The sequence below is a fragment of the Arthrobacter sp. JSM 101049 genome, from assembly GCF_041679245.1.
In the GTDB taxonomy this organism is placed as follows: Bacteria; Actinomycetota; Actinomycetes; order Actinomycetales; family Micrococcaceae; genus Arthrobacter_H.
On record NZ_JBGFFC010000002.1, the window covers coordinates 596,852 to 610,410 of the forward strand.

Here is a 13,559-nt window from a genome sequence, read left to right on the forward strand (position 1 = left end):
GTGATGGAGGTGGTGCGGTGATGGAGGTGGTGCGGGTGCTCAGGAGACCGGGTTGCTGGCCCGGGAGGGATCCCAGTCCGCGTCGAGCGGGGCGGAGATCTGCACGGTGGAGGAAACGTCGACGAACGTGCCGGAATCGGCGGCCTCGACGAGGGAGGCCATGACGTCCAGGACGTGGAAGGCCAGTTCGCCGGGGACGCGTTCGGGGCGGTCCTCGCGGATGGCCTGCGCCAGTTCGGCGACACCGGTCCCCCGGGTGAAGAACGAGCCGGTGGCCTCGACGACGCGCGGCTCGCCCTCGCCGGTGTGGATGGTGGTCTCGCCGTCGAACATGTTGGGGTCCGGGAACACCGCGGTGCCCTCGGCTCCGGAGATCTCGACGAACCCGGCGCGCGGGAGCTTGGAGTCGAAACTGAACACGGATTGCGCGCTGGCCCCGGATTCGAAGTCGATCAGCGCGCTGACGTGGGTGGGGACCTCGACGACGAAGTCGGTACCGGCCTTGGGACCGGAGCCGATGGTGCGGGAGCTGCGGGCCTGGGAGGACAGGGCGGCGACGCGGCGGATCGGGCCGAAGACCTGGATCAGTGTGGTCAGGTAGTAGGGGCCGACGTCGAACAGCGGGCCGGCGCCCTTCGCGAACAGGAATTCCGGGCTCGGGTGCCAGGACTCGGGGCCGGGGACCTGGAAGAGGGTCAGCGCGGTCAGCGGCTGGCCGATGGCCCCGTCGCGGACCTCACGCAGCGCGGTCTGCAGGCCGGCACCAAGGAACGTGTCGGGAGCGACGGCGACGCGGACGCCCGCCTCCTGGGCGGCCTCCATGAGCTGGCGGCCGGATTCACGGTCCAGCGCATAGGGCTTTTCGCCCCAGACGTGCTTGCCGGCGGCGACTGCCTGCAGGGCGACCTCGACGTGGACGGCGGGGATGGTCAGGTTCACGACGATTTCGACGTCGTCGGTGGCGAGCAGCTGCTCGTAGGAGCCCGAGTTCGAGACGCCCCATTTCTCGGCCTGGGATGCGGCGCGCTCCTCGTCGATGTCGGCGATGAAGACGACCTTCAGGTCGGGGAACTGGGTGAGGTTGCCCAGGTACTGGTCGCTGATGGTTCCGGCGCCGACGATGCCGACGCCAGTCGTCGCGGCGCTCACTTGGTGCCTGCCAGGAAGGCGTAGGAGTCGGCCACTGCCTGCAGGACGTCGCCGTCGTGGTCATCGAGCTCGACGACGCGCAATGCATTCGGGGCGGCGGCGAGGATCTTGGCCACCGGCATGGAGCCGGTGCCGACGGCGACCTGTTCCTTGTCGTTCTTGTTCTTGGGGCCGTCCTTGACGTGGAGGGCCTTGACCTTGTCGCCGAGGCGGGCCAGCAGGGCCGGGGCGTCCTCGCCGCCGACTTCGGCCCAGTAGGTGTCGACCTCGAGGGCGACGGCGGTACCGACCTCGTCGGCGAAGATCTCCAGGGCTGCGGTGCCGTCGATGCGGTTCTCCAGCTCGAAGGCGTGGTTGTGGTAGCCGACGGCCAGTCCATGGTCGGCTGCCTGGGCGGCGATGTCCTTCAGGTCGCGGGCGATGCCGGCGACGGAGTCGCGGGTGGTCCAGCGGGACTCGTCGATGTGTGGGTCGATGATGGTGGAGATGCCGAGCTGCTTTGCAGCTGCGAAGATGGCGTCGAGGTCGCCGTCGATCAGCTTTACGTGGGCGGTCGGGGCGGCGAGGCCGAGCCGGGACAAGTGCTCCTGGTATTCGGCGGCACGCTCAACGAAGGCGTAGGGCTCGACGTTGGTGAAGCCGATGCCGGCGATCTTCTCGAGCGTTCCGGGGAGGTCTTCGGCGAGGTGGCCGCGAACCGTGTAGAGCTGGACGGAGAGGCCGGGTCTGACCGAGGCGCCCTGCGCGTCGGTGGGTTTCGGCTGCGGTGAGCGCCGAATGGTGGGGCCGGACGTTGTCATGAAATGAGCTCCTCTGGAGTGCGCTGTCGGGCGGTTCATCGGCCGCTGCGGCAATCAGCGTGAGCGCTGTCACATCGGCGTTGAAATTGAGCGTACGAGTACTTTTGACGAACGTCAAGCAAAAGCTGTAGGAATATACTCAGAAGGTCGATCGGCAACAACTTCCCGCAACAACTCGGGAATGAGGGCGGCCGATGGCATGATCACTGCAAGCACCTGACAACTGGGGACCACGAAACGAGGAATGATGGCCATCGAGACGGCCGAGAACGGCACCGCCGACCTGGCCAAGGCCGGGGAGTTCCTCCAACTGCTCCGCGACGGACGGCCCCGCACGCGCGCCGAGTTGGCGCAGGTGACCGGCATGGCAAGGTCGACCATTGCCTCACGCGTCGAGACGCTTCTGCAGCTGGGTTATGTCTCCCCCGTGGGTGATTCGACGTCAACCGGTGGACGCCCACCCTCACTCTTCGCCTTAAATCCGAACGCTCGCGTCGTCATCGGCGCAGACCTCGGAGCGACGCACGCGCGGGCCGTATTGGCGAACCTAGCCGGTGAAGTGAAGGCAGAGTTCTGGGAGCCCCTGCCCATTGCGGACGGACCAGAGAAAGTCGTCGGATGGCTGGCTCAAACCATCGGTAGGTTGCTCGAGGAGGCGGAATGCACCGCTTCCGACTTGGCCGCCATCGGCGTCGGCCTTCCTGGCCCCGTCGAATTCCAGACAGGCCGTCCCGTGAGCCCGCCGATCATGCCGGGGTGGGATGGGTATGACCTGCCAGCACGGCTCCACAGGGAATACGACGTTCCGGTACTCGTCGACAACGACGTGAACATCATGGCCCTTGGCGAGTACAAAGCGAACCTGCCCAACGACCAGGACATACTATTCGTCAAGGTCGCCACCGGCATTGGTGCAGGTCTCGTGGCCCACGGGCAATTGATGCGCGGCGCCCAAGGTACCGCTGGCGACCTGGGGCACGTTCGTGTTCCCGGCGGGCCAGATACGTTGTGCACTTGCGGCAACGTTGGCTGCTTGGAGGCCGTTGCCAGTGGCCCGGCCATAGCCAAGAAGCTCGGCCTCGCAGCCGAGCCCGGTCAAAACATCCCCTCGTTGGTCGCGCAACGAGTCCGCGATGGCGACGCGGAGGTGATCGCAGCAGTCCGCCAGGCCGGGAGGGACCTAGGCAGTGTTCTCGCAACCTGCGTCAGCATGCTGAATCCGTCGGTGATCGTCGTCGGTGGTTCGCTGGCCCAGGTCGGTGAGCACCTTTTAGCGGGAATACGTGAAGTCGTCTACCAGCGGTCACTGCCACTGGCGACGAAACATCTGCGGATTATCGCGTCTACGGCTGGCTCGCATGCAGGCGTCCTGGGGGCCGTGGCACTGGCTACCGATTTTGCCCTCTCAGCCAGCGCGATTGAAACGACACGCTGCTAGCAACTGAAGGCTGCTCACCAGCATCTTCAGCGATCAGAACCTCGTTTCTACGAGGACCCCTCAACTCGTCGACATGGGGACGTAATCAGGCATGGTTGCCATTCCGACCGACGATGGACGCAGCAAAACAGGCTCCCGGGCAAGTCCGATTCCATTCAACGCGATGCCCCTGCCCCCCACTAAATACAGGTGCCGGTCAGCAAATATACGGCCCACATCACCGGACACGGCGAAGCGATGTCCGACGCCGGTCTATCACCAGAACGCATTGTTTCGCGCGCATACGCCACGATGAGGGGGATTCTCGCGCCAACCGCACGCTGCATTTAGACCACACGAAATTGCGCCATTGATTGCTCGGTGGACGGAAAGTGGTCTCCCGAAATCGTCAATCCAAAGGCATTGACACCCTTCATTTCCGATATATAGTCAATATATGTCCGATAAATTCTCCGAACGTAAGCTGGACGAGTCTCGAAACGATAGATTTCGCCGGTTGGCTTCCACTCGAGGGGATCGACTTATTCGAGAGATTTCCTTACTGGGCAACCTAGCCAACCGAAAGAACTACGAGTACACGTCCGATGAGGTGGAAGCTCTTTTTCGCCCCATAGAGGTCGAGCTCCAAGAGGTGCGTGCCCTCTTCGATCCCGCATCTCCCTCCGAAAGAAAGGTGTCATTCGAATGACCGATCAGAACTTCGGCTTCTACTTCGAAGCCGCCGGCAAGGCAGCCACCCAAGGCGCAATTTCTCCTGCCGCACAGTTCTTCGAAGGCTCACGGGCTGAAACGTCCTTGGTCCGCGAGACGGGACAAAACTCCATCGATGCCGGCGCCGGCGCCGTGAAAATAGTTTTCGAATTGGCCGACATGCCCACAGACGACATTCCAGGAATCGCTGGTTTGCGAACCCATCTGGCACAGGTGGAAGAGCAGACACGGGGTTCCCAAGGGCACGACAACATGGAGTTGGCGAATGAGACGTCACTGCGAACGTCGATTCCGGTGCTGCGCATCAGTGACTATGGCACCAAAGGCCTGGCCGGCACAGAGTCCATCAATGACCCCAAGTCCCCGCTCAGCGCCCTGACGAGGGGCGCGGGAATCTCCGCTGACGACGGATCCCGCGGCGGTTCCTTCGGAATCGGTTCGGCCGTAGGACCTATGGCCTCGGACATGAGCACCGTCCTCTACACATCCCTCCCCTTGGGCGGCAACGAAGTGGTCTTCGCCGGTTACAGCTGCCTGGCTTCCCACCGTGACACCGAGGGGATCTGGCGAGTGGGGGACGGTTTCTTCACGGACCGAGCTCACGCAGAAGACTTCCGCTACTTGCGTGACCCCGAACCCATCGGGCCATTCCCAAAACGAACGGACGCCGGGACCGACCTTTACATCCTTGGATACCGCAAAGCCGAAGAGGACCCCACCCTTCAGCACATCAAGGTCGCCTTCATGAGGAATTTCCTCATGGCCATCCACAGAGGCGAACTCGTCGTCGAGGGAAAGACCCCAATAGGAACATGGCGTCTGGATGCCGAAAAGCTCAAGACCCACGTGGCCGAAGACCAGGAAACCGCGGCTTTCTACCGCGCGATCACGGACCCAAATCCGATCCTCGGAACCCACGATATGCTCGGCCAAATCAGCCTGTACATCAACGTCGACGACTCCCTATCGAAATCGCTGCATACCATCGCCGTCCGGAAACCGCTCATGAAAATCGACACCTTCAAACACACCTCGATTCCAGTGAAGTACGCAGCTGTGCTGGAGTGCTCCGATGAGAAGGGCAACACCCTCTTGCGCAAGCTCGAGCCACCCCAGCACCACAAGTGGGATGCCGGGCGGTCACCTGGGGGCGGGAAAATCATCAGCGACCTCAAGACTTTCGTCCGCAACGGTCTCAAGAGTCGGGTCAAGGAGCAAATCGGAGAACAGGTCCACGTCAAAGGCCTATCCAAATACCTTCCGGACGAGTTGTTCGAAGAGAGGACTCTGACCGAAGCCGCGCCCGCAGGCACCCCGGGCACAGGGTCAGGAACCACTAGGGAGTCCAGCACGGTCCAAGGCCGCGCAGGAGAGGACATGTCCGCCTCCGCCAGCGGTCGAAAGGCCGTCAGCGTCCGGGTGAAGACCTCGGCCGGCGGCGAGGGCTCGTCCCCTGCCGAAAAGGGGAAGGATGCGGGCGGAGGCAAGAAGCGCAACAACAAGGGTGGGAACATCGCGGGCGGTGGCACGGAAGGTGATGGAACGGGCCGCATCAGCGCCGGTGACATCCGATTCCGGAGCTGGTCCGATGCCACCACCGGTGACGTCTGCCTCGCACTGACCTCCCCAGAAGACATTTCCGGTGACGTGCAGCTTCTCGCGCTCGGACCGGGCGGGAGCGTCGAGGAGGACTACGAGCTGCCGATCGACAACGCCTCCATCATTACCGCAGGGGTTACTACCCCGCTCAAGCACAAGGGAAATATTTTGGCCCAACTGGAACTCAAGGCCGGGACCACATCTCAGGTCCGACTCAAGCTTTCGTCCAATCACCGCTACCGTCTGGGGATCAAATGAGCAGCACCACCCGCGGCTCGTACCCGCACCCCGTACTCGACGATTCGGACGACGTCGATGCCGAAATCGAGGTCTTCAACGCATCGTTCGCCCCGAGCGTCGATGACGTCGAAATCAAGTTCCAAGTGCGCATGACCGAGCCGCGGATCCAGGTCCTCATCGACGAGGGGTCGGCTCGTTACAGCTTCCGGTGGTCCTGCACTGCCACCCTTGCCAACGAGGAACTAGGTGCCGAGATCAACATGTATCATGCCGACAGCACCGGCTACGTCGGATGGATCGACCAGCAATCGATCAGCGGCACGGTCAGAATCGAAATGAGAGTCATCGCCACCAAGCCCATCGGGAATTACCGGCCGGAAAACCAGCACCCCGACTACGGCGACGCGGACTTTCACCTCCTGCCCGGCGACATTCTCGCAGATGCAGGCGTCCTCGAATTCGAGGCTGAGAAGCTCTACGACCCGCTCAACCCGCCCCTCGGGTCGTGCTTCAAATTCGTTGCCGATTCCAACATGAAGCGCGGCTTGCGGGTCAGGTTCGACGACGACGAGCACATTCTCGTGACCTTCCCCGTAGAAGTTCTGCACGGGTTCGGCATGCTCCGCAACCGTCAAGACCTGCAAATCAGTCTCGTCGTCCTCCCCGCCCTGATGGAAACTATCTCCTTCATCAAGGCTAATGAAACGTCCGGCGACGAAGACGAAAATCTGACCGACAGGCATTGGTACACCGCCATAACCCGGCTAATGCAAGCATCACGTTCCAGCGACATGCGCCCATTCGAGATGGCACAGGAAATCCTCGGTAACCCCTTGGACACATCTCTCACCACCTTCGACGATTTGGGGGACTAAACAATGGAAGATAACCGCGCCCGCTCACTCACCCACCAGGCCTTGGTCGAGCTCCAATCCGCGCTCGACGCCGCCAATACCTACGAAGACTTCTTGGCCCACGCGGACACGATCGTTCACCGTGAGGAGAACCAGCTGGAATTGCCGGTGGAGCTAGGGGCCCCAGAGCATCTGGACGCCACGAAAGTCGCTGGACGCGACGTACAGAATGCCCCCCTCGTGTATGAGTATCTAGGAGCTTTGGACCGCGCCAACGCCTCGGACCGACGGCTATGGACCTTCCTCGCATTTTCGACGTACCGCGAATACATGGAAAACCGCTGGCCACTGGCCGAAGTACGCAATTGGAAAGGCCGTGTTCGAGACCGCTGGCTTATGGGCAACTCCACCCGAGGGCGGCTGATCAGGCACGGCATTGCTCGTCTCTGGTGGGTGTCCTCCCTGACCTACGACCCCCAAACGAAGCATCCCCTAGCACAAGCCGCGGGCGACCCCTTCGCCTATACACGCGAGGCCTTCAAGAATGAGGACCGGCTCAATGCCCTATTCGATCGGGAGGCCGGAGCTCTGCCCGACCTAGTCCGCAGCGTCCTCGAATACGCAACCCAAGGCGGCCCGCAGGCCACAGACAAGCACCTCCAAGTCATAATGAAGGAAATGACGCTTGTCTACGGATACCGCGACATCTCCTATTTGGATGCAGATGGCTTGCGTTCCCTCGTCGCCGAATCCGCACCCCCCGTTCCTGCAGGCAAATGAACATGGCAAGCCGTTCTAGACGGTGCGGGTACCACTGCGCCATCACAGGCGGACATGGGCCTATGGATTCACAAGAAAAGCAAAATGCCACGCAACACCATGCAGCGAATTTTTTGCGCCGAGAGCTGGAGAGACCACATGGACACCGAAAAGAATGTCGCGCCAAGTGGATTAACTGCCACAGAAGCGGCCGTACGACTGGGGCTTGATCCAAAGACGTTGCGCCAGAAACTACGCGACGGAGTCCTTCTTGGCCACCAGATCCACGGCAACCGATGGAATGTTCAGGAAAGCGATCTGGCTGCCTATGCCCGCAGTGTGGGCAATGGCGGTCGACAATCACCGGTCATCCCCTCCCCTGTCTTTTCCCCGGTTACCGACAATCCGACTGAGGTCGTGGGAACTAGGGCATGGTTGTTGCTGGCAGTATCCGGGGGGCGAGCCTTCGGCAGCAACGACGGCTACGACGACAAGCCCACGACCCACTACAGGTGGGATGACACCGTCGGCAATCACGGCCATATCAACGTGGGGGACGCGGTGGTGCTCTGGGACAAGAAGGCCAGTATTGGGGCTTCAGTCATCGAATCGATCGAAACCCAGCATGGAAACAAGCGAGTGTACAGCTGCCCGAACTGTGGCAAGGCCTCCTTCAAGGAACGCAAGACCAAGCAGCCCCGATATCGGTGCTTCAAGTGTGGCAAAGACTTCGACCAGCCGGTGAGCAAACGCAAGGATGTCCTCGAATATACCGCCCAATACCAGACATCGTGGGTCGGCCTCGAAGGGCTGCTCGACGGTGCCACGCTACGGGCATCATGCATACATCCAAGAGCCCAGCTCAGCATACGGAACCTTAATTGGCAGAAGTTCCACGATGCCGTGTCAGCAGCCAGCGGACCGGAACTGATGACAGTTTTGGAGGCCTCGAAGCGAACCATTGCCGGCGGACACCGGACCGCCAACGTTCGCGTGCGAGTTGGGCAAGGGTCCTTCCGTCACGATCTGCTGGCCTCTAGGGGAAACATCTGTGCCTTCACCGGTCCCACGCCGGCCCAGGCCTTGGAAGCTGCCCACCTCTACAGTTTCGCAACGGTCGGTGAACACCACGAGCATGGTGGTCTGTTGATGCGTCGTGACCTACACCGCCTTTTCGACCTCGGTCTGATCGCCATCAATCCGGCCAACCAAACTATTAGCGTCTCGAAGACCCTCGCCGGGTATCCACACTACGGCGAGATGGAAGGCAAACCGCTGCACGTGGAATTGAGAGGACGACAGCTGAGCTGGCTGACCGAGCACTGGGAGGAACACCGCACGGGCAAGAGTTAAGTCGTCCCACGACCCATCACACCACGCCCCCGACTGACGACTTGTCGGTGGCGGCTGCGATGCTAGCCATCCCAACTAGACATCAAGGGGAAGTTTTCCCCCGGCGGTGTTCCGTACGGCGTGGCATTTACCGATTCGCCTCGAAATGCGACATGATGTCATGTAGTTAACCCAGATAGGATGCCGTGGAAACGTCGACTGAACTTCTTGCCCTCGCCCGTGCACGCTACACACAGCGTCAGCTCTCCGAGCAACTCGGAGTTACCGGCCGAACAATCGCCCGGTGGGAACACGGCGAGACCCCCTTGCCGACCATGCTGGCGCCTGCCTTGCGTGAGCTACTGGGCATGAAACCGGCCGCAGAGGATGCTGAGTTCCGGTTTATCGACCTATTCGCCGGCATCGGCGGGATCCGCAAGGGATTTGAGTCCCATGGGGGGCGGTGCGTGTTCACCAGTGAGTGGAACGATTGGGCGAAGAAGACCTACCTGACCAACTTCCCCGATGAGAATGATCCCGAGCACGTTTTCATCGGCGACATCCAGCCCCTCCCTGCCGCCGAGGTCGCCGACCACGACGTGTTGCTTGCGGGGTTCCCCTGCCAGCCCTTCTCCATAGCCGGCGTGAGCAAGAAGAACGCCTTAGGCCGGGCTCACGGCTTCGAGGACGCCACCCAAGGCACCCTGTTCTTCGACGTGGCCCGGATCATCGATGAAAAACGCCCCGCCGCGTTCATGCTGGAGAACGTGAAGAACCTACGCTCCCACGACAAGGGCCGCACCTTCGCAGTCATCATGGCCACCCTGGAAGAGGAACTGGGCTACCAGGTCCACACCAAGGTGATCGACGGAATCAGCTTCACCCCGCAGCACCGCGAACGCATCATCATTGTCGGTTTCCGCGAGCCGACCGATTTCAGCTGGGACGACTTGGAATTGCCACCAGTTGGTCCGAAGCTAGAAACCATCCTTCACCGCACCGACGGCACGGAACCGGTCTTGGAATGGGACGGGGATCGATTCTTCGACCACGACAACGCGTCCGTGCAGCCGAAGTACACTTTGACACCGAAACTGTGGGCCTACCTGCAGGCCTACGCCGCCAAACACAAGGCCGCCGGCAATGGGTTCGGGTTCGGGTTGGTCCATCCCTCTGGAACCTCCCGCACCCTCTCCGCCCGCTACTACAAGGATGGTTCCGAGATCCTCGTCGCCCAAGGCGCGGGCCGGCCTCGACGCCTGACCCCTCGTGAGTGCGCTAGGCTGATGGGCTTCGATGACAGCTACCGGATCCCCGTCAGCGACACCCAGGCTTACCGGCAATTCGGCAACAGTGTCGTGGCCCCGGTCATGGCAGAGATCGCTCGCATCATGACCCCCCACGTCCAAACCATCCTGGCCCGGCAGGAGAACCCGCTGGTGGCCTAGGCCGACACCTGACAGGCCTACCCCGTAGATAATGCTCGACACCAAGGAGAATTCGTGGAACTCGGCCATCTGGCCGACCATTTCGACGGCGTGGCCGCCAAGGTCCTCAGCCGCGTCGAGACGGTCGGGCATGGATCCCACCAACATGAACTCGCCGGAACTCGAGCATTCCGGGAGCTATTCGGAGCGCCGGCCGGTAGTGTGCCGCTGTCCACCAGATTCATATGGGCCACAGATGAAACAGATGAGCCGGTTGTCGAGGAGGGGACTCTCACTTACTACGACGCCCGCGCCGCCAACCCACACCGAGGTGCCGAATTCCGCCTTTACTACCCAGCTCATGTGGAGGCGATGAAGAATGCCCAGCCCGGCGACGTCGTTTTCATCGCACGCCAAAAGGACGGGTCGGTGCTTCTCATCGTCGCGCCAAGCGGCTCGAGCGTAGCTGCGCAACTGGACTGGCTTTTCGGCACCGACGCCCTCGAGCGCCACGAATACTCCGTACGCAGCAACCTGAATGAGAACCGGGACGAGCTTGGGCTTCCGGCCCTGTATCTGCTGGACATGCTCGGCATCGTCGTAGAGCCCATCATCGAGCCTGCTGGCGAGAGTTGGCTCGAACAACTCATTAATAAGTTCGGTTCAAAGTTTCCGCCGACTGCCGAATTCGGGGCCTTCGCACGCTCCACCCTCCCAGATCTAGATGCCCGAGAAGACCCTGACGGCGTGCTGATGGCTTGGTTAGAACGCGAGGAACTCCTTTTCCGCACTCTGGAACACCATTTGGTCACAGACACCCTCAATGCCATCTACATTAGAGGCCAGGTCGACGTGGACCAGTTCGTCGCCGAATCCCTGCGCATCCACAACCGACGCAAAAGCCGGGCCGGCAAAAGCTTGGAGCACCATCTCATCGCAATCTTCAATGCCCTTGAAATCCGGCATTCCTTCGACAAAGCAACCGAAAACGATGTCCGACCCGACTTCATCTTCCCCAGCATCGAGGACTATCATGACCCCGCCGTCCCGGCCTCACAGCTGACGGTCCTGGGGGCGAAAACCACTTGCAAGGATCGCTGGCGCCAGGTCCTCAGCGAAGCAGAACGCATCGGGCAAAAGCATCTACTCACTCTCGAGAGCCCCATCAGTCTGGGACAGACAAAGGAAATGCAGACCCAGAAACTGCAACTGGTGATCCCCAAGCCCCTTCATTCCCCTTACAAGCAGGAGCAACAATCGTGGCTGATGGACGTCGCCGCGTTCACCGAACTAGCCAAAGCTCGGGATCAGCACGGTCCTTCGTCTAATATCTTCTGACCTCGGCTCAAAACCTGCGTCACGCCGATACACATTGCACGGATACTCCGATACCGCTCAAAGAGAAGGTAAGTTCAGCCCATGTCACAGAAGAAGATTGCCCTCGAATTCGACATAGACAGTGTCACCGATGCCCGGGCCTTGGCTAGGGCTCTGAGATCAGTCTTCGAAGCCAGCAGGGTCGGCGACGGGACCATATACATTGAGGGTTTCGCCATGAACCCCAAGGACGGATGGAGCCGCGGCGACCACTGGATCGACATAATCAACAAGGCCCAGAGCACCATGTTTCCTGTTCTCCAAGGAAGTTCCTCATGCCGGATGACCGGAGAAATTGCCCGCATTCGACGATGCCCGCCACCCCCAAGGCGCCGTCCTATAGAGTCGATGGAATGAGCGGATCCAAAGAGCGTGCATGACTGCCCCCACGCAACGGGCAGCGTCCAAGACTGCCACTCAGCAGCGGATCGTGGACGCCGCCTTCACGCTTTTCCGTGAGCACGGCTATGAGGCCACGACGATGTCCCACATCGCCCGTCAGGCAGAGACCAGCCGCCCCAATCTGTATCTGCACTTCACGTCCAAGACGCAGATCGTGCTCGACCGGATGAAGTCCATCGAGCCCAGCGCCACGTCCATGTATAACGAACTTGGTGATCTGGAGGCCTTCACGACGGACAACATGCTGGATTGGCTGCGGTCGACGGGCAAGGACATGTGGCGCAGCCACAGTGCAGAATTCGATGCGATCAACCGAGCCACGACGACCGATGACGAGGTCCTGGATGAGTGGCTCGGGCTGCATCGACGGATCAGTTCCCGACTCGCAGACCGGTTGTGCCGGACCTGGACGGTGACGATCGCACGGCGTGGCAAACCTACCTGACAACGCTTTTGGTGGGATTGGAGCGCAACTTCTATTTCATCTACATCAGGGGCCACGCAGAGCGGGAAGAATTCGCCCTGCGTGGCCTGGCCCACCAATGGGCCGGATTCCTAGGTGCCCAATACTAGAACGGCACCGACAACGCAGACTGCCTCACATACGAACACGCCTGATCCTCAAGCCATTCCGCCTTGTCACCCACCCCGACAGATGCCAAGCTGTCTGCACCCACAACGTCGTGGACCCAGGCCTTTGGAAGGAACCTGTCATGGACGGATACGCCATCGAAGATAGCGGCGACGGCGCTTCACGAGCCATCAGCGCGGCCCACGACCGGCTTGCGGCTTCGGATGCCATCCGCTCTGCGCTTGAATCGCATGACGAATCAGTGGTCCGGGAAAGTGTCGACCTGGCCTTGAACCTATTCGGCGGCCATCCTCCACATTCAGTTGGAGCAGTTGTGGCAGGCTATGCCGCAGAGTTGACCGCGGTGGGAGCCATTTGTCGTTCAACTACTGGTGAACCACCGATGGACTCCGCAGACATGTTGTCGCTCGGCGATGTCTTGCGTCGCATCGTAAACGGCTTGTTCGACAAATAGCCATGCCCACGGAGGTCAACGACCCCGGCCAGGACACCATTGCCGTCCGGTTCCTGCGCTACGAACGGATCCAGAAGGTTTGCACCTACATCGGCGGCGGCATCGGCGGCGTGCTCGTCATCGTCGGGCTGAACGGCACCTCCATCGCCCAGGCCCCGCGGTGGCTCCATGCGGCGCTCATCACCGCCGTCGTGCTCTCCGCTGTATGCCTGGGCCGCGCCTACATCGGCTACCTCTCCGCACAGTTCCACCTCGCCCGGGAGCAGAAGACCGGCGGCCTGCCCGACGACCGCGGCGTCGCCGACCTGGACGGGTGCGCCTATCCCACCGGCGCGTACCGCAGCTACTGCATCGCCATCGCCCTGTTGGCCGTCGCGGGGATCGGCCTGCTCGGCGCGGTCTGGTGGCCCTAGCGCATCCGACGG

Annotated in this window: 13 protein-coding genes; 11 read left to right on the forward strand and 2 right to left on the reverse strand. The window is 61.4% G+C overall.

Annotated elements, in window-relative coordinates:
- Positions 1-39: 39 nt before the first annotated feature.
- The gene (locus AB8M85_RS07980) at positions 40-1,149 is read right to left on the reverse strand and encodes a Gfo/Idh/MocA family protein (RefSeq protein WP_372698241.1); all 1,110 of its coding nucleotides are present in this window, start codon (positions 1,147-1,149) and stop codon (positions 40-42) included.
- Positions 1,146-1,949 carry a sugar phosphate isomerase/epimerase family protein gene (locus AB8M85_RS07985; protein WP_372698242.1) on the reverse strand — a complete coding sequence of 268 codons (804 nt, stop codon included), beginning with the start codon at positions 1,947-1,949 and terminating at the stop codon, positions 1,146-1,148. Before AB8M85_RS07985 ends, AB8M85_RS07980 begins: the two co-directional genes overlap by 4 nt.
- A 247-nt stretch (positions 1,950-2,196) precedes the next feature.
- On the opposite strand from AB8M85_RS07985, the gene AB8M85_RS07990 reads away from it, so the two are divergent.
- The 11 genes from AB8M85_RS07990 to AB8M85_RS08040 all read left to right on the forward strand — a co-directional run bounded on the left by AB8M85_RS07990 (position 2,197) and on the right by AB8M85_RS08040 (position 13,547).
- On the forward strand, positions 2,197-3,387 hold the full coding sequence (locus tag AB8M85_RS07990; RefSeq protein WP_372698554.1) for an ROK family protein: 1,191 nt from the start codon (positions 2,197-2,199) through the stop codon (positions 3,385-3,387).
- A gap of 684 nt (positions 3,388-4,071) precedes the next feature.
- Positions 4,072-5,955 (forward strand): hypothetical protein, encoded by a 1,884-nt coding sequence (locus tag AB8M85_RS07995; RefSeq protein WP_372698243.1) that lies wholly within the window; start codon positions 4,072-4,074, stop codon positions 5,953-5,955.
- On the forward strand, positions 5,952-6,812 hold the full coding sequence (locus tag AB8M85_RS08000) for a hypothetical protein (protein WP_372698244.1): 861 nt from the start codon (positions 5,952-5,954) through the stop codon (positions 6,810-6,812). The genes AB8M85_RS07995 and AB8M85_RS08000 overlap by 4 nt, the downstream gene beginning before the upstream one ends.
- A 3-nt stretch (positions 6,813-6,815) precedes the next feature.
- Positions 6,816-7,571: a DUF6339 family protein gene (locus tag AB8M85_RS08005; RefSeq protein WP_372698245.1), complete on the forward strand. Its 756-nt coding sequence runs from the start codon at positions 6,816-6,818 to the stop codon at positions 7,569-7,571.
- Positions 7,572-7,709: 138 nt separating this feature from the next.
- Positions 7,710-8,903, forward strand: coding sequence for an HNH endonuclease (locus AB8M85_RS08010; RefSeq protein ID WP_372698246.1), 1,194 nt, complete (start codon positions 7,710-7,712; stop codon positions 8,901-8,903).
- Between the two features lie 185 nt (positions 8,904-9,088).
- Positions 9,089-10,330: a DNA (cytosine-5-)-methyltransferase gene (gene dcm, locus AB8M85_RS08015; RefSeq protein ID WP_372698247.1), complete on the forward strand. Its 1,242-nt coding sequence runs from the start codon at positions 9,089-9,091 to the stop codon at positions 10,328-10,330.
- Between the two features lie 54 nt (positions 10,331-10,384).
- Positions 10,385-11,647 (forward strand): type II restriction endonuclease, encoded by a 1,263-nt coding sequence (locus AB8M85_RS08020; protein WP_372698248.1) that lies wholly within the window; start codon positions 10,385-10,387, stop codon positions 11,645-11,647.
- An 81-nt stretch (positions 11,648-11,728) separates the two neighbouring features.
- Entirely contained in the window at positions 11,729-12,043 is a 315-nt protein-coding gene (locus tag AB8M85_RS08025; RefSeq protein WP_372698249.1) for a hypothetical protein, read from the forward strand.
- 19 nt (positions 12,044-12,062) lie between these two features.
- Positions 12,063-12,533: a TetR/AcrR family transcriptional regulator gene (locus AB8M85_RS08030; protein WP_372698250.1), complete on the forward strand. Its 471-nt coding sequence runs from the start codon at positions 12,063-12,065 to the stop codon at positions 12,531-12,533.
- A 268-nt stretch (positions 12,534-12,801) separates the two neighbouring features.
- On the forward strand, positions 12,802-13,134 hold the full coding sequence (locus tag AB8M85_RS08035; protein ID WP_372698251.1) for a hypothetical protein: 333 nt from the start codon (positions 12,802-12,804) through the stop codon (positions 13,132-13,134).
- Positions 13,135-13,136: 2 nt separating this feature from the next.
- Positions 13,137-13,547, forward strand: a complete 411-nt coding sequence (locus AB8M85_RS08040; RefSeq protein ID WP_372698252.1) for a hypothetical protein — start codon at positions 13,137-13,139, stop codon at positions 13,545-13,547.
- Positions 13,548-13,559 lie beyond the last annotated feature (12 nt).